Source organism: Lysobacter sp. Root690 (genome assembly GCF_001427785.1).
Taxonomy (GTDB): Bacteria; Pseudomonadota; Gammaproteobacteria; order Xanthomonadales; family Xanthomonadaceae; genus Lysobacter.
On the sequence record NZ_LMHM01000012.1, the window covers coordinates 326,058 to 343,045 of the forward strand.

The window sequence follows — 16,988 nt, forward strand, 5'->3', positions numbered from 1 at the left end:
GCCAGCGCAAATCGACGACCTACAACTCCACCAACCCCGCCACCGGCCGCAACACCGACCCGTAACCCATCGCCGCATACACCCGATCGCTATAAGCCTGACGCCGGGTCGGCCGCCCCAATCGCCAGCGCAGTTGCAAGACCACCACCGGCCCCCAGATCACCGCATCGACCAGCGCGATCACCCACAGGCCTTCGTCGAGCAGCCACGACCACGACGCTTGGCCGGACGACAACGCCGCGTCCAATCCGATGATGGCCGCGACGATCGCGATAGCCGCCACCGACAGTCCCACGGTCCAGTACAGCGCTGCGCGCAGCATGCGCGGGGTGTAGCCGACCGGCGCGATGTCCAGGACCAGCCAACGGAAGATGCTGTGGCAAACGTAGCGGCGGCCGTTCTCGCGGTTTTCCAGCGCGAGGACCACGCCGTCGTCGCCGATCCCGTCGACCCCGATCTCATCGTCGTGGTGCCGTCGCCCGGTGTAGCGCTGTGCGGCGACGTCCACGCGGTCGCCTTCGCTCAGCGGCGATGGCGCGTATTCGTCTTCCGACATCGGTGCGTAAAACGCCAGACGAACGCGATCGAGGCGGAAGCGATACACCGCGAACTGGGTCAGGACGCCGTGGCCCGGGCGACGGATGGATTCGATCGTGCGTTCCAGTTCGCGCACCCGCCCGCTCAGTCGCAACGGCGTGGACGTGACGGTCGCGGACGACGAAATCACATCGTCCGACTTACCGTCGATCAGGTGCGTGGCGCGTCCCGGCGCGGGTTCGTCCATGCCTCAGGGCCCGTGCAGGTAATCCAGCGCGACCTGCAGCATGGCTTTGGTGCCGACTTCCAGCGCGCCTTCGTCGAGCATGAAGTTCGGCGAATGGTTGATCGGCGCCTTCGCCGGGTCGGTTCCCCGCGCGGTCGAGCCGACGAAGAAATAGAACCCCGGTACGGTGTTGGCGAACTGGGAGAAATCCTCGGCCACGGTCACCAGTCCCGATTCCCTGACCTTGTCCTCGCCGGCCGCGCGTTGCAGCGAAGGCAGCACGCGTCGGGTCAGCGCGGGATCGTTGACCGTGGCCGGCGCGTTGTTGACCACCTGCAGCTCGGCCGTGGCGCCGGCCGCGTGGGCGTAGTCGTCGGCGGTGCGGCGCAGGCGCGCGATCACATCCTCGCGCACGCCGGCGTCGAAGGTGCGCAAGGTGCCGACCAGCTTGGCTTCGTCGGGAATGATGTTGAAGCGCACGCCGGCATTGAACTGGCCGGCGGTCAGCACCACCGGGGTCGCGGCGATGTTGACTTGGCGCGCGATCAGGCTCTGGCTGGCGAGCAGGATCTGCGCGCCGACGGTGATCGGATCGACCCCGTCCCACGGCCGCGACCCGTGGGTCTGCTTGCCGCGCACGGTCAGGCTCCATTCGTCGGCGCTGGCCAGCATCGGGCCGCTGCGATAACCGACTTCGCCGACCTGCAATCCGGCCCATACGTGCAGGCCGAACACCGCCTCGGGTTTGAAGTCCTTGAATACGCCCTCGTCGAGCATCAGCTTGGCGCCGAACGGCGCGCCCGCGACCGGCGGGCCTTCCTCGGCCGGCTGGAACACGAACATCACCTCGCCCGGCAGCTGATCCTTCTGCGCGACCAGCGCGGTCGCCACGCCGAGCAGGATCGCCACGTGCGCGTCGTGGCCGCAGGCGTGCATCACCCCGACCGGCTGGCCGCGGTAATCGGCGGTGACCTTGGATGCGAACGGCAGCCCGGGCGGTTCGGTTACCGGCAGCGCGTCCATGTCGGCGCGGATCGCGATCTTCGGCCCGGGCTTGCCGCCCTTGAGCACCGCGACCACGCCGGTGTGGGCGATGCCGGTACGTGGTTGCAGGCCGAGCTTGCGCAGCTGGTCGGCGATCAGTTTCGCGGTACGGACTTCCTGCTGGCCCAGCTCGGGATGCTGATGGATGTCGCGGCGCCAACCCACGACCTGGGCGTTGACCGCATGCGCGGCCTCGGCGGTGCGCGCGGGGTCCGCCGGGGCGGCTTGGGCTTGCACCGACATCGCCGATGCGACCGACAGGGACAGCGCCAACAACGAGATCGACGCGCGATCGGACCAGGGCATCGCGAACTCCGCGGCAGTGAGGGCCCTCGATCCTAAAAGGTATCCGCGCGCGGCGATACGCGGGCGAGCGGTGTATTCGCGCAACGCGGTGTTTCGACCACGCCTGCGATGCCGGTGATCGGCACGGGTCCGTCGAGGCCGCCGCGACTCGCATCGAACGTCCCCGTCCGTGGCGCTCGCTCGCCGAGCGCGCCGCGCCCGCATGCGTGAACCCAATCACATCGGCGGCGTGTTCGCGCGGGCATGCTGGCGCGGCCGTTCCGGCACCGACCAAGGAGACAGGTCAATGCGTATCGCTCGGCCCACGACGTGCTTCATCGCTGCGTTCGTATTCGCCGCGGGATTTTCTTCGATGGCGTCCGCGCAGCCCGATCCGGACTGCATTGCGTGCGTGACCGGCTACGAGCAATGCGTGTTGCAGCCCGATGCTGTCCCGTTGCTCTGCCAGAAACGCTACGAGCGATGCATGCGTCTGTTCCATTGCTCGGTGGTAGGGGACTGACACCTCCGGTGGGGCCGATCGTGGTGCCGCGAGGTGACCGCTTACACGATCGGCGCGGGGTTTGCCCAGGCGTGAACCCAGTCACATAGCCGCGCAGCGCCGGCGGGCATGCTGGCGCGGCCGTTCCGGCACCGACCAAGGAGACAGGTCAATGCGTATCACCCGCCACAAGACATTGTTTGCCGCCGCATTCGTGTTCGCCACCGCGTTCGCTTCGACGGCCTCGGCCTCGTTCGATTGGCGCTGCGATTCGTGCATGGGCACCTACGATTACTGCGTCAGTCAGCCCGATGCCTCGATCGACGCCTGCGTCACCGAGTACAACATCTGCGCCGGGCGCTACAACTGCCCGTACATGCCGATCTGACGCCGCGGCAATTTGCCATACCCGCCATCGACATCCGCGTCGATGGCGTTTTGCTGTTCGCGTCGCCATCGACCATTCGCGTCATGGCGACTCGTACGCAACGCCAGCCACCGCCAATCCGGCACAGACCAAGGAGAAAGGTCGTTATGCGTATTTCTAAGCACAAGACGTTGTTGGCCGCGATGTTCGTGTTCGCCGCGGGTTTCGCTTCGGCGTCGTCGGCGCAGTTCAATCCCCGCTGCGACGGGTGCATGAACACCTACGACTACTGCATGTCCAAACCCGATGCGGAGCAGTGGCTCTGCGTGCACCAGTACAACGTCTGCGCTCAGCGCGCGGGCTGCCTGTTGATGCCGGAGATCTGATCCGCATCCGCGTTGTTTCCCGCCGTCGACCAAGGAGAAGGTTCGTATGCGTTCCATTCGCCACAAGACCCTGTTCGCCGCCGCGTTCGTGTTCGCCGCCGGCTTCGCGTCCACCGCTTCGGCGGGCAGTTGTATCGAATGCATGGACATCTACAACGCCTGCATGACCGCCACCGGCGGCGACTACGGCGTCTGCGCGCACCAGCACAACCTCTGCGCCGCGCCGCAGAACTGCCCGTTGATGCCGGAAATCATCATCGACTGAGGATCGCTATAGCGGGCGCGCGCAAAGCGCCCGTCGGAAGGGCCTTCGCGCCGGCGTAAAGCGCCGGGGCTGAAGGCCCTTTCGTTGCGGCGGCCAAGTCCGCCATCGCCGCGGGCGCGAAGCCGCCGCGCGCGAGCCTCGGGGCCGAGGCGTCGATCCGGTCGAAGCCGCGTCCCGCCCCGCACTCGCACCCGATTTGCCCCGTACGGCCGCGTCGCGCGGATTTGCCCCCGCCCCGCCGCACCCGTAAAATGAGAATGGTTATCGTTTGCCGGTGAGCACGGAGCCGCGGCCGCGATCGCTCCCTTCTCCGCTTCCGTCCAGGCCTCTATGCCGACCTCGTCCGTGTCCGACTCCCGCGCGCTCGCAAGCGCGATCCGACTGTCCCTGCTCGGAGTGCCGCTGCTGCTCGGCGCCTTCGCCGTACACGCCGCCGATGCGCCGGCCGACGCCACCACCCTGGACAACGTCGAAGTGCGCGCGCCGATCGCCAAGCGCAGCCAGACCGCGACCAAGACCGACACCCCGCTGATCGAAGCGCCGCAGTCGATCTCGGTGATCACCGCCCAGCAGATGCGCGACCGCGGCATCCAGGGCGTGGAGGAAGCGGTGTGGTACACCGCCGGCGCGCAGGGCGGCGGCTACGGCCAGGACACCCGCAGCGACTGGCTGCTGGTGCGCGGCTTCAACCCGGCACGCTACATGGACGGGCTGGCACTGACCGACGGCGTCTGGACCGGCGGCACCCGCATCGAACCCTACGGCCTGGAACGCCTGGACGTGCTCAAGGGCCCGACCTCGGTGTCGTACGGCGCGATGCCGCCCGGCGGCCTGATCAACATGGTCAGCAAGCGGCCGACCACCGAAGCGTTGCGCGAAGTCGAAGTCACCCTCGGCAATTACGACCTGCGCCAGGCCGCGTTCGATTTCGGCGGCCCGCTCGGCGACAGCGGCACCTGGTTTTATCGGCTCACCGGCTTGGCCCGCAACAGCGACAACGTGGTCGATTACGTGCAGGACGACCGCTATTTCTTCGCCCCGGCGCTGACCTGGAAACCCAGCGAAGACACCTCGCTGACCGTGCTGGCGCGTTACCAGAAGGCCGACACCGCGCAGGGCGGGGGCTTCCTGCCGGCCGACGGCACCTTGTTCGCCAATCCCAACGGCAAGATCCCGCGCAGCCGCTACACCGGCGAGCCGGGCTGGAACGATTACCTCAAGACGATGAAGTCGGTGGGCTATGAATTCAGCCACCGCTTCGACGAGGCGCTGACGTTCCGGCAGAACCTGCGCTACGGCAAGGTCGATGTCGATCACGACGCCGGCGTCGGCGCGTTCGGACTGCAGGCCGATCAGCGCACGCTGACGCGCTATTACTTCCCGCTGGAGGAAAGCTCCAAATCTTTCGCCGTCGACAACAACGTGGAAGTGAAATTCGACACCGGCGCCTGGCGGCATACGCTGCTCGCCGGTCTCGATTACCGCCGCCTGGAAAGCGACTACGCCTCGGCGTTCGCGTTCGGCGCGCCGTCGCTGGATATCTTCAATCCGGTCTACGGCGCGCCGATCGTCAAGCCGGCCTACACCTCGCGTCAGGACAAGCTGCAGCAACAGCTCGGCGTATACCTGCAGGATCAGATCAAGATCGACCGCTGGGTGATCACCGCGGCAGGGCGCCAGGACAAGGTGCGCACCCGCACCGATCAGCTGTTGGCCACGCCGGTGGCGCGCGAGCGCCAGGACGACAGCAAGTTTTCAGGGCGTCTGGGCGTGAACTATCTGTTCGATTCTGGCTGGGCGCCGTATGTTGCGTGGTCGCAGTCGTTCGAACCGACCGTCGGCGTCAACTTCGCCGGCCAGTCGTTCAAGCCGACCACCGGCGAACAGATCGAGGCCGGATTGAAGTTCCAGCCGGCGAGCGGTCGCGCGCTGGCGAGCCTGGCGGTGTACGAGATCAAGCAGGAAAACACCCTGACCGTCGATCCGAATCACACCTTGTTCTCGGTCCAGCAGGGCGAAACCCGGGTGCGCGGCGCCGAGTTGGAGGGGCGCTGGAATTTCCGCAACGGCCTGAGCGTGTACGGCGCCTACACCTACACCGACAGCAAGGTGACCCAGACCAACGACGTGGCCGCGCTCGGCAAGCAGATCGCCCTGCAGCCGCGCAACGTGGCTTCGCTGGGCGCGGACTACACCATCGGCTACGGCGCGTTGTCGGGTTTGGGCATCGGTGCGGGCGTGCGTTACACCGGTGAGCATTACGGCGACATCTACAACCAGTGGAAGACCCCGTCGTACACCTTGTTCGACGCGTCGCTGCGCTACGACCTGGACAACTGGCGCTTTCAGCTCAACGCCAGCAATTTGACCGACAAGGAATACGTCAGCGTCTGCAACAGCGCGATCTGGTGCTATTACGGCTAACCGCGCACGGTGACGGCGACGGTGCGGTATCAGTGGTGAGTTGGCCGCTGGGTGCGTTTGCTGATTGATTAGTTCGCTGATTGTTGAAGCGACCGATTGACGGGATTTTGCTGTTCCCCCCCTTTGGAAAAGGGGGGCAGGGGGGATTCGCTTTTACATCCAGATCGCCGCGTCGCATCGAAAAGCGAATCCCCCGCGCTATGCCTGCGATCTGACTTCGTGCCTGCGCCGGGCGCTCGCCCCCTTTTCCAAAGTGGGCTATGTGATTGCGCGTGCTATCTGCATGCGGCAACGATAACGACGACCATGATGATGTCGGCGATGTCGGCGGTGCGGTATCAGCGGTGAAGCGACGCGCGCGCTTTTGCTGTTCCCCCCTTTGGAAAAGGGGGGCAGGGGGGATTCGCTTTTACGCCCAGATCGCTGCGCGCCACCCAAAAAGCAACGGACCACGACGCAAGCGCCGCAGCCTGTCAAACCACCCTCAACGCCCGATCAACGCCATCCCGACCGCGGTGTAGCGATCGCCCGCGACCGCTTCCGGCGCGAACAAGGTATCCAATTGCGCACGTTCGGCCGCCGACAGCGACACCTGCAGCGCACCGACGTTGTCTTCCAGATACTTGCGGCGCTTGGTGCCCGGAATCGGCACCAGGTACTCGCCGCGCGCCAACACCCAGGCCAGCGCCAACTGCGCCGGCGTACAGCCCTTATCGGCCGCGATCGCCTTGACCTGCTGCGCCAGCGCCAGGTTGTGGGCGAAGTTGTCGCCCTGGAAGCGCGGCGTGGTCAGGCGGAAATCGTCGCTCTGCAGCTGATCGGCGCTGGTGATGTTGCCGGTCAGAAAGCCGCGGCCCAGCGGGCTGTACGGAACGAAGCCGATGCCCAGGCGTTCGCACACCTCGAACACGCCGTTGCGCTCTGGGTCGCGCGTCCACAGCGAGTACTCGCTCTGCACCGCGGTGATCGGATGCACCGCGTGCGCGCGCTCCAACGTTTCCGCCGATGGCTCGGACAAACCGAGGTAGCGCACCTTGCCTTGCTGCACCAGTTCTGCCATCGCGCCGACGGTCTCTTCGATCGGCACCGAGGCATCGATGCGGTGCTGGTAGTACAGGTCGACGTGGTCGGTGCCCAGGCGCTTAAGGCTGCCTTCGATCGAACTGCGCACGTACTCGGGCTGGCCGCTGACGCCGCGCGCCTGCGGCCGCGCCGGATCGAACACGATGCCGAACTTGGTCGCCAGGAACACCTGCTCGCGGCGGCCCTTCAACGCGCGGCCGAGCAACTCCTCGTTGCTGTGCGGGCCGTAGATATCGGCGGTGTCGAGGAAGCTCACGCCCAGTTCCAGCGCGCGGTCGAGGGTGGCCAGCGATTCGGTTTCGTCGGCGGCGCCGTAGGCGAAACTCATGCCCATGCAGCCCAGGCCCAGGGCGGACACGGTGGGGCCGTTGCGGCCAAGGCGGCGGGTCGGAAGGGTGGTCATGGTGGGGCTCCTGATCGAAAGGGACGAGACGCGGTGGGGGAAGGGCCGCGCGTCCGGTAAAGGCGTGGATGCACTTTAGGCCGGTCTGATTGCGCGAAAAACCGGCGTTATCCGAATGACTCTTGAAGATCTGCTTCATAATCAAGGCTCGATCATCGCTTCGGGAGCCGCCATGGCCGCCCATCCCTTGCCCGCCGTCCTCGCCTTCGCCCGGGTCGCCCACTTCGGCAGCTTCACTCGCGCCGCGGCCGAACTCGAGGTGTCGCCGTCGGCGCTGTCGCAGACCGTCCGCGCCCTGGAGAGCAAACTCGGAGTGCGCCTGCTCAACCGCACCACCCGTCAGGTCGGCCTGACCGAGCACGGCGCGCGCTTCCTCGAACAGATCGGGCCGGGACTGGCGCAGATCGAGGCCGCGTTCGACGACCTCGACGCGGTCCGCCATCGTCCGACCGGGCGGCTGCGCATCAATGTCGGACGCACCGCGGCCAAAATTCTGATTGAGCCGCGGCTGCCGGCGTTCCTGGCGCGCTATCCGGAGCTGGAGGTCGAGCTGTTCGCCGACGACACGCTGGCCGATCTGGTCGCGGGCGGCTTCGACGCCGGCATCCGCCTGGGCGAATGCCTGGCGCGCGACATGATCGCGCTGCCGGTCGGCGGGCTGCAGCGGCAGGTGATCGTGGCCACGCCGGCGTACTTCGCGCGTCATCCGCCGCCGCGCACGCCGCAGGATCTGGTCGGCCACGACTGCATCCGTCTGCGCCTGCCGGGCAGCCGGCGCCTGTACCCGTGGGAGTTCAGCCGCGACGGCCGCGACTTCGAAGTCGACGTGCAGGGCCGACTGATCTGCAACGACGGCATGATGATCCTGAGCGCCGCGCGCGCCGGGCTGGGACTGGCGCAGCTGTTCGAACCGATCGCGCGCGAGGACCTGCAATGCGGGCGGCTGGTCGAGGCGCTGGCGGATTATCAGCCGCCGTTTCCGGGGTTCTACATCTATTACCCGGCGCGCAAGCAATTGCCGACGAAGTTGCGGGTGTTCGTGGATTTCATGCGTGAGGGGATGTGAGGCTGCGCGTGTCGGGGTGGCGTGCATCCACCGACAACATCGCATGCAGTCCCGCCGAGATATCGCAAACATAACCTTGAGTGCTTTTCCCCCCTTTGGAAAAGGGGGGCAGGGGGGATTCGCTTTTCCATCCAGATCGCCGCATCCGATCGAAAAGCGAATCCCCCGCGCTATGCATTCGATCTGGCTTCGTGCCTGCGCCGGGCGCTCGCCCCCTTTTCCAAAGTGGGCTATGTGATTGCGCACGCTGTCTGCATGCGACGTCGACAATGACGGTATTGGCAATGCGACATCAGCCATGAAGCGACGCACGNAGTTTGGAAAAGGGGGGCAGGGGGGGATTCGCTTTTACATCCAGATCGCCGAATCGGATCGAAAAGCGAATCCCCCGCGCTATGCATTCGATCTGGCTTCGTGCCTGCGCCGGGCGCTCGCCCCCTTTTCCAAAGTGGGCTATGTGAGTGCGCACGCTATCTGCATGCGACGTCGACAATGACGGTATTGGCAATGCGACATCAGCCATGAAGCGACGCACGNCTTTGGAAAAGGGGGGCAGGGGGGGGATTCGCTTTTCCATCCAGATCGCCGCATCGGATCGAAAAGCGAATCCCCCGCGCTATGCATTCGATCTGGCTTCGTGCCTGCGCGGGGCGCTCGCCCCTTTTCCAAAGTGGGTTATGTGATTGCGCCCGCTGTCTGCATGCGACGTCGACAACGACGGTATTGGCAATGCGACATCAGCCATGAAGCGACACACGCGCTTTTGCTTTTCCCCCCTTTGGAAAAGGGGGGCAGGGGGGATTCGCTTTTGCTCGCAAGTCGGCGCAGTAGCTTCCTGAGCCACACAACTTTGGCGGTGGCAGCGCAGCGGTTGTGGGGAAAAAGCAAATCCCCCCACCCCCCTTTTTTCAAAGGGGGGAACAGCACAGGCGATGGTCAGGAAGTACGCCTGCTCCGCTCCGCAATGAAAGCGACAAGCGCTAAGCGACGCCGCGCAGGCGCGAACCCTCACTTTGCTGCACCCGACCTCGCCTTTACCTCCACGCCATGCGAGGCTGCGCCCGACCCGCCGGGAAGCCGCCATGACCGCTGTCGATCCGCCCGTTCCGACGTCCTCCGCCGACCCAGCGCCCGCCACCCTGCAAGGCGAAGCCGCCCTGGTCCGCGCACTCGGCCCGTTCCAGCTCGGCGCCTCGATCATCAACATCATCGTCGGCGCGGGCATCTTCATGCTGCCGGCGCTGCTGATGGGACGCATGGGCGCGAGCGCGCCGCTGGTGTTCGTGGCCGGCGCGATCGCGATCATTCCGATCGCGCTGTGTTTCTCGGCGATCGGCAGCCGCGCCAGCGCGACCGGCGGGCCCTACACCTTCGTCGGCGCCGCGTTCGGGCCGTTCGCCGGTTTCCTCACCGGCGCGCTGATGTGGATCTGCAACACCTCCTCCAGCGCCGGCGTCGCCGCGGCGCTGGCCGAACAGGCCGGCAACGCCTGGACCTTGTTCCGCGATCCGTTGCCGCGCGGTCTGTTCATCGCCGCGGTCTATGCCGCGCTGTTCGCGCTCAATGCGTTCGGGGTGAAACTCGGCGCGCGCATGATCGTGCTGCTGGCGACCTTGAAGCTCACGCCGCTGTTCCTGCTCGCCAGCGTCGGTCTGTTCTTCGTCGACTGGAGCCAGGTCGGCTGGACCGAACTGCCGTCGTGGAGCGCGCTGGGTTCGTCCATGGTGCTGGTGGTGTTCGCCTATTCGGGCATGGAAACCGCGCTGGTGCCGACCGGCGAAGTGCGCGATCCGGCCCGCCAAGTGCCGCGCGCGACCTTGTCGGCGATCGTGGTCGTGGTGCTGCTGTACATCGGCATCCAGGTCGCCTGCCAGGGCCTGCTCGGCGCGCGCCTGGCCGACAGCACCGCGCCGGTGGCCGACGCGGCCGGCGCGATCTGGTCGCCGGCGCACGGCCTGTTGCTGATCACCGCGGGGGTGTCGATGACCGGCTTCCTGATGGGCAATCTGTTCTCGTCCTCGCGCCTGTTGTTCGCGCTGGGCCGCGACGGTTATCTGCCGCGCGCGTTCGGCCGAGTCGATGCGCGCTATCACGTGCCGCGCGTGGGCTTGCTCGCGCATGCGGGCATCGCCCTGGTGCTGGCCTTGATCGGCAACTTCGAAACCCTGGCGCTGATTTCCGGCGGCGCGATCTGCCTGCTGTTCGCGGCGGTGTCGATCGCGGCCTGGCGCGCGCAGGCGCGCGACCTGCGCGGCGCGGGCGAACCGTTCCGCATGCCCGGCGGCAGCTGGCCGATGCCGTTGCTCGCGGTGCTGACGATGGCGGCGATCCTGGCGACGATGACCGCGCAGCAATGGGCCGCGATCGTGGCGTCGTTGATCGTGCTGGTGGCGGTGTACGGGTTGCTGGCGTTTTGGCGGCGTGGCGCGACGGCCGGGTAATCGGGAGCGCGCGTCGACATCGAGCTTGCGACGTTCGTGCGGTGTCGCGGTCGCGGCTGGCGCCGCTCCTACAGGGCGAGGCCGATGGTCACGGAACTACCTGTAAGAGCGGCGCGAGCCGCGACCACGACCTCACAACCACGACGCTTGTCATGTCTTGCGACCGCCACGGCGAAGCTCACGCCAATCGCCGACGAACCCCGCGCTGGTTTCAGTAAACGAAGGTAGTCTTTACCCGCTTGGACAAAAGCGCGTAAGCGATCCAGATACTGTCGATCACCAGCGCGCGCCACATGATCGTCTTGAAGTGGTGCTCCAGCGCAACCGGCGCGCCGTCGGCACGCCCGAGCAGCGCGACCGCGCCGACCGTCAGCATCAGATCCAAGGCCAGCCAGCCGATGAACACACGCGGGAACCACGGCGATTTGAGGAACAGCAAGACCAGCGCGACGACATTGGCCAACAACAACAGGCAACCGCCCCAGACGTGGGTCATCATCGCCAGTTGAACGGCCGGCTCCAGGACACTGCCTGCGATGGCGAGCTGGCCTACGGTGTTCAAGCTCATGGCCACGCCACCGATTAGGTTGAGCGGCGCGATCAACATCATCAAGGTGACCAGCCTGAGCCAGCCGCCCAGGTTCCTGGGCGCGCGATTGCGCTCCTCGCGGTTGGTGCTGAACTGCAGCGGTTCGTCGCCCCACTGCAGCGGGCCGCGCGCGGTCTGGGCCGGCACGCGGCGGTACGGATCTTCTTCGGTGCTCATGCGGGTATTCCGTTTACATCGCGGCACAACGCCGGTTTCCCCCTGAACCCGGCCGCGGCGGCGACCCGCGCACGATAGCGAACCTTGCGCCGCATCACATCCCGCCGACGCACGCGGCGCAGTATTCCAGCGTAATAGGACAGCCCAACCGACACGCGCGCGCTTGATCCTTGACCGCCCGCTGTTGCCTACTAACGCCTGCAACCCGCCGGAGCCGCGTGCCTCGATCCATGGCCAGCACCTCCGCCACCGACCCGTCGCCATCTTCGCCCGCGGCTGACGCCACGCCGCCGGCGAGCGCGCCCTCGGCCACTGCGGGCGCCGCGCCACCCACCGACGTATCGCCGCCCGCCGGCCCGCCGGCCGCGCCCGCGCCGATGTCGCGCTGGCGCATCGCCGGCTTCGTCTCGATCTCGCTGCTGCTCGGCCTGACCCAGAGCCTGGGCATGAACCTGGTCGCGTCCAACCTGCAGCAGGTGCAGGGCGCGCTCGGCGCGACCAGCGCCGAGGCGACCTGGCTGCTGACCGCCTACTTCGCCACCAACATCCCGGCCAGCCTGCTGCTGACCAAGTTCCGCCTGCACTACGGCCTGCGCCTGTTCGCCGACCTGGGCATCGGCCTGTTCGTGGTCGCCGCGGTGGTGCATCTGCTCGCCAACGACCTGGACTCGGCGATCGCCGCGCGCGCCGCGCTCGGTATCGCCGCGGCGCCCTTGAGTTCGCTGACCGTGCTGTACATGGCCGAGGTGTTCGCCGGGCCGAAGAAAGTGATCGGCCTGATGTTCGGTTTCGCCGCGCTGCAGACCGGCGCGCCGATCTCGCGGATCATCGCCGAGAGCCTGCTGCTCAACGCGCAGTGGCACGGCATCGTGATGTTCGAACTGGGCCTGGCGCTGGCCTGCCTGGCCGCGATCAATCTGCTGCGGGTCACTCCGGTGCCGCGTCAGAACATGTTCGACCGCTGGGACATCGCCAGTTTCCCGCTGTACGCCAGCGCGATCGCGCTGGTCTGCGTGGTGCTGACCCAGGGCCGCCTGCGCTGGTGGCTGGACACGCCGTGGCTGGGCCAATGCCTGGTCGCCGCGGTGATCTGCGCCGGCGCGTTCGTGGTGATCGAGATGAACCGCTCCAAGCCGATGGTCAACATCCGCTGGCTGCTGCACGGCGGCTACATGGTGCGGCTGGGGCTGGCGATCGTGTTGTCGCGCATGGTGTTGTCGGAGCAATCGGTCGGCGCGGTCGGCCTGCTCAACGTGCTCGGCCTGCTCAACGATCAGATGCACACGATGTTCTGGCTGGTGTTGATCGGCACGGTCGGCGGCTTCGTGGTGACGTTGCCGTTCCTGCCGAAGCAGCGCTTCGACATGCTCGGGCTGATCGCGGTGGCGATCGTCGGCGTGTGCGCCTACATCGACTCGCATGCGACCAACCTGACCCGGCCGGCGAATTTCTACATCACCCAGACCCTGATCGCGATGGCCGCGTCGATGTTTCTGGCCAGTTCGATCCTGCTCGCGCTGGTGCGGGTGGTCGCCGACGGCGTGCGCAACCTGGTCACCTTCATCGTCTTGTTCAGCACCACCAACGCACTCGGCGGCCTGCTCGGCTCGGCCGTGCTCGGCACCTACCTGGCCCGGCAGCAGACCGCGCATTACCAGCAGCTGATGCAGCAGCTCACCCTCGGCGATCCGCAGGTGGTGCTGCGCACCCAGCAACTCGGCGGCGCGGTCGCGCGGGTGGTCGGCGATCCGGCCGCGCGCGGCAATCAGGCGCTGACCTCGCTGAGCCAGCAGGTCACCCGCGAGTCGTGGGTGCTGGCCTACAACGACGTGTTCCTGGCGGTGGCGTGGCTGGCCGCGCTGGTGTTGGTGTGGGCGATGCTGATGCGCTGGCAGCTGTGGCGGCGCGGCCACACCGTGGTGAGTTTCGCCTCGCAGGTGCCCGGCCCGTTCGGTCCGCCCGCCGCCGCGCCGGCACCGGCCGATCCGCCCGACGACGCGCCCACCACGGCCGTTGCGATCCAATCCCCGCCAGCGGCTCCCGCCCGCCCCTGATCCGAAGGACGCCCCATGCCTTTGAAGACGCCCTTCAAGTCCAAAGCCACCATTCCCGCGATCGTGATCGCGATCGTCGGCGTGCTGCTGATCCTGTACGCGTGGCGGCTGTGGCCGTTCTCCAGCGCGCGCCAGACCACCGAGAACGCCTACGTGCGCGGCAGCGTCACCGTGGTCGCGCCGAAGGTCGACGGCTACGTCGCCCAGGTGCGGGTGCAGGACTACATGCGGGTCAAGGCCGGGCAGGTGCTGGTCGAACTCGACGATCGCAACTACCGCCAGCGGGTCGATCAGGCGCGCGCCAATCTGGCCGCGCAGCAGGCCAATCTGTCCAACTCGACCCAGTCGCGGCGCGTGCGCGAAGCCGCGGTCGCCAATGTCGAGGCCCAGCTCGCCGCCGCGCAGGCCAACCTCGCCCGCGCCCAGGCCGACATGCGCCGCGCCAGCGCGCTGGTCGGCGACGGCTCGCTGTCGTTGCGCGAACGCGACCAGACCCTCGCCGCCTTGCGTCAGGCCGAGGCCGGCCTGGGCCAGGCGCAGGCCGCGCGGCGTTCGGCCGACGAAGACGTGCGTTCGGTGATCGTCAACCGCGACGCGCTGACCGCCGCCGTCGCCAACGCCGAAGCCGCGTTGCGCCTGGCCGAGATCGATCTGGCCAACACCCGCATCCACGCGCCGCAGGACGGCCAGCTCGGCGAGATCGGCGTGCGCCTGGGCCAGTACGTCACACCCGGCACGCAGCTCATGCAGCTGGTGCCGTCGCGGGTGTGGGTGGTGGCGAATTTCAAGGAATCGCAGACCGCGCGGATCCGGCCCGGACAGGCCGCGTCATTCCGGGTCGATGCGCTCGATGGCGCGGTGTTGCATGGGCATGTCGAACGCCTGTCGCCGGCCACGGGTTCGGAATTCAGCGTGATCAAGACCGACAACGCGACCGGCAATTTCACCAAGGTCGCGCAGCGGCTGCCGGTACGGATCGCGATCGACCCCGATCAGGAGCTCGCCGCGCGACTGCGCCCGGGCATGTCGGTCGAAGCCACGGTCGACACCGCGAGCAAGGTCGACGAAGACGCGGTGCGTCGCGACGAACAGGCCGCGGTGGCGAATGCGGCGCGTGATGCGGCTGTTGTTGGGAATGCGGCGTCAGCGAATGGGTCGACTGAGCAGCGCGCGGGTTCGAACGTGGGGCCGACGCCGAACGCGAGCGACGCCACGCACGCGAACAGCGCGAGTAACGAAGCTTCGAAAGCACCGGCATCGCAAACGTCCGAGCCGCCTGCAATGCCCGCGCAAGCGCCGTCCACGCCGCCGTCCACCGGGACGGACCCGGCCCGATGAGCACTCACGCACCGACGCCGCGCGTCGCGATCACGCGCTTCGCCACGACACGACGCGTCGCCCGGCCGATCGCCTCGCTGCGCATCGCCTCGCTCGCATTGGCGATCAGCGCGCTCGCCGCCTGCGTCACCGTCGCCCCGCCGCCGACCACGCTCGAACCGCCGCCGGCCTGGCGCGATGCGCCCGGCGCCGGCATCGCGGTGCAACGCGACTGGTGGCGCGGTTACAACGATCCGGTGTTGAGCCAGTTGGTCGACACCGCGCTCGCCGACAACACCGATCTGCGCCTGGCCGCCGCGCGCGTCGCCGAGGCGCGCGCGCTGCTCGATGCGCAAGGCGCGGCGCAGTGGCCGACCCTGGACCTCGCCGCGAGCGCGCAACGCTCGCGCAGCGTCAGCGCCGCGACCGGTCGCGCCAACATCTCCGACGTCAGCCAGCCGCAGTTCCAGGCCGCCTATGAAGTCGACCTGTGGGGCCGGCTCGACGCCTTGACCGACGCCGCGCGCGCCAACCTGCTGGCCAGCCAGACCGGCGCCGACAGCGTGCGGCTCAGCGTCGCCGCGGCGGTCGCGTCGGCCTACCTGGGCCTGCGCGCGAGCGACGCGCGGCTGGAGGTCGCGCAACGCACGCTGGTGTCTCGCGAAGGCGCGCTCAAGGTCGCCCAGCGCCGCTTCGACACCGGTTACAGCTCGCGTCTGGAACTCGCGCAGGCGCAGGCCGAATACCGCGCCACCGCGCAGGTCGTGCCGCAACTGCGGCTGGCGATCCGGCGCCAGGAAGACGCCTTGTCGGTACTGCTCGGTCGCGCGCCCGAAGCGGTGCCGCGCGGACGCGCACTGGACGCGATCGCCGCACCCGCGTTGCCCGCGGCCGGCGTGCCCTCGCAACTGCTGCGTCGACGTCCTGACATCGCCCAGGCCGAGGCGCAGATCGCCGCGGCCGACAGCAGCCTGGACGCGGCGCGCGCGCAACTGTTGCCGTCGTTGCGGCTGACCGGATCGCTCGGCAGCCTCGATTCCAGCCTGTTGCGCGGCGATCCGATCCGCTTATGGAGCGTCGGCGGCAGTGTGCTCGCGCCGCTGTTCAACCACGGTCGCCTGCGCGCGCAGGTCCAAGCCGGCGCCGCGCGTCGCGACCAGGCCGTATTGGGTTACCAGAAGACCGTGCTGACCGCGTTCGCCGAAGTCGAGGACGCACTGGCCGCGATCGCGCACCTGCGCGAACAGCGCGAACAGGCGCAGCAGCAGCGGCAGGCGCTGAGCGAGGCGCTGCGGATCGCCCACAACCGCTACAACGAGGGCTATGCCTCGTACCTGGAAGAACTCGATGCGCAGCGCAACCTGTTCAACGCCGAACTCACCGTGCTGCAATTGCAGGGCGATGCGCTGACCGCCGAGGTGAATCTGTACAAGGCACTGGGCGGCGGCTGGGAGGTCGCGGCGGAGCGTTGAAACTTCGCCGAGTCGCGAACATCGGTTTCGACATCGCTTGCGGGAGGTGGGTGGTGTCGATTGGGTGGTTCGTGGTTCTTTTTCGCTGCGTTTTTGGATTGCGATTGATCGGATCGAACGCCCGAAATTGCGTTCAGCGCATGGCCCAGGAATAGCGCGGGCTTCGCTGCCCTGCGGCATTACGACGACGCGGCTTGCGACGTAGTTGTTTTCCCGCGGTCGCGGCTTGCGCCGCTCCTACAGGTAGAGCAGGTAGCTCAGCTTGCGCTTGAAGCCGCGCAGTTCACCCAGCGCTGCGAAGCATCGAACTCGCGTTAGCAACAGCACACCCGAAGGGCGGCGTGCAGGAT

General features: G+C 67.4%; 14 protein-coding genes. 10 read left to right on the forward strand and 4 right to left on the reverse strand.

The window, feature by feature from the left end; all coding sequences use genetic code 11:
- Nucleotides 1-19: 19 nt before the first annotated feature.
- Together ASD86_RS09250 and ASD86_RS09255 are read right to left on the reverse strand one after the other, a co-directional pair.
- A complete protein-coding gene (locus ASD86_RS09250; protein ID WP_056109692.1) occupies nucleotides 20-784 on the reverse strand; it encodes a hypothetical protein in 765 nt (254 codons plus the stop codon).
- A gap of 3 nt (nucleotides 785-787) precedes the next feature.
- Nucleotides 788-2,113 (reverse strand): M20 family metallopeptidase, encoded by a 1,326-nt coding sequence (locus ASD86_RS09255; RefSeq protein WP_056109694.1) that lies wholly within the window; start codon nucleotides 2,111-2,113, stop codon nucleotides 788-790.
- Between the two features lie 202 nt (nucleotides 2,114-2,315).
- Here ASD86_RS09255 and ASD86_RS26550 point away from each other — a divergent pair, with 202 nt between their 5' ends.
- The 5 genes from ASD86_RS26550 (at nucleotide 2,316) to ASD86_RS09275 (ending at nucleotide 6,036) form a co-directional block, all read left to right on the forward strand.
- Nucleotides 2,316-2,615, forward strand: a complete 300-nt coding sequence (locus ASD86_RS26550) for a hypothetical protein (RefSeq protein WP_157476369.1) — start codon at nucleotides 2,316-2,318, stop codon at nucleotides 2,613-2,615.
- A gap of 151 nt (nucleotides 2,616-2,766) precedes the next feature.
- Entirely contained in the window at nucleotides 2,767-2,982 is a 216-nt protein-coding gene (locus ASD86_RS09260; RefSeq protein WP_046658523.1) for a hypothetical protein, read from the forward strand.
- A gap of 146 nt (nucleotides 2,983-3,128) precedes the next feature.
- Nucleotides 3,129-3,347, forward strand: a complete 219-nt coding sequence (locus ASD86_RS09265; protein WP_056109696.1) for a hypothetical protein — start codon at nucleotides 3,129-3,131, stop codon at nucleotides 3,345-3,347.
- Between the two features lie 46 nt (nucleotides 3,348-3,393).
- On the forward strand, nucleotides 3,394-3,612 hold the full coding sequence (locus tag ASD86_RS09270; protein ID WP_036114276.1) for a hypothetical protein: 219 nt from the start codon (nucleotides 3,394-3,396) through the stop codon (nucleotides 3,610-3,612).
- Nucleotides 3,613-3,957: 345 nt separating this feature from the next.
- Entirely contained in the window at nucleotides 3,958-6,036 is a 2,079-nt protein-coding gene (locus ASD86_RS09275) for a TonB-dependent siderophore receptor (protein WP_343123603.1), read from the forward strand.
- 484 nt (nucleotides 6,037-6,520) lie between these two features.
- On the opposite strand, the gene ASD86_RS09280 is transcribed toward ASD86_RS09275, so the two are convergent.
- Nucleotides 6,521-7,522 (reverse strand): aldo/keto reductase, encoded by a 1,002-nt coding sequence (locus tag ASD86_RS09280; RefSeq protein ID WP_056109700.1) that lies wholly within the window; start codon nucleotides 7,520-7,522, stop codon nucleotides 6,521-6,523.
- A 172-nt stretch (nucleotides 7,523-7,694) separates the two neighbouring features.
- Between ASD86_RS09280 and ASD86_RS09285 the strand changes: the two genes are divergently transcribed.
- Nucleotides 7,695-8,588, forward strand: a complete 894-nt coding sequence (locus ASD86_RS09285; protein WP_056109702.1) for a LysR family transcriptional regulator — start codon at nucleotides 7,695-7,697, stop codon at nucleotides 8,586-8,588.
- A 1,082-nt stretch (nucleotides 8,589-9,670) separates the two neighbouring features.
- Nucleotides 9,671-11,029, forward strand: a complete 1,359-nt coding sequence (locus ASD86_RS09290; protein WP_056109704.1) for an APC family permease — start codon at nucleotides 9,671-9,673, stop codon at nucleotides 11,027-11,029.
- 211 nt (nucleotides 11,030-11,240) lie between these two features.
- Here ASD86_RS09290 and ASD86_RS09295 read toward each other — a convergent pair whose 3' ends face one another.
- Nucleotides 11,241-11,795, reverse strand: coding sequence for a DUF2569 family protein (locus ASD86_RS09295; RefSeq protein WP_056109706.1), 555 nt, complete (start codon nucleotides 11,793-11,795; stop codon nucleotides 11,241-11,243).
- Nucleotides 11,796-12,025: 230 nt separating this feature from the next.
- Here ASD86_RS09295 and ASD86_RS25865 point away from each other — a divergent pair, with 230 nt between their 5' ends.
- Genes ASD86_RS25865 through ASD86_RS09310 form a run of 3 tightly spaced genes read left to right on the forward strand, consistent with a single transcriptional unit; the run spans nucleotide 12,026 to nucleotide 16,638 of the window.
- On the forward strand, nucleotides 12,026-13,849 hold the full coding sequence (locus ASD86_RS25865; protein WP_157476371.1) for a transporter: 1,824 nt from the start codon (nucleotides 12,026-12,028) through the stop codon (nucleotides 13,847-13,849).
- A gap of 15 nt (nucleotides 13,850-13,864) precedes the next feature.
- Nucleotides 13,865-15,187 (forward strand): HlyD family secretion protein, encoded by a 1,323-nt coding sequence (locus ASD86_RS09305; protein ID WP_082578211.1) that lies wholly within the window; start codon nucleotides 13,865-13,867, stop codon nucleotides 15,185-15,187.
- Nucleotides 15,184-16,638: an efflux transporter outer membrane subunit gene (locus ASD86_RS09310; RefSeq protein ID WP_082578212.1), complete on the forward strand. Its 1,455-nt coding sequence runs from the start codon at nucleotides 15,184-15,186 to the stop codon at nucleotides 16,636-16,638. Before ASD86_RS09305 ends, ASD86_RS09310 begins: the two co-directional genes overlap by 4 nt.
- Nucleotides 16,639-16,988: the final 350 nt, after the last annotated feature.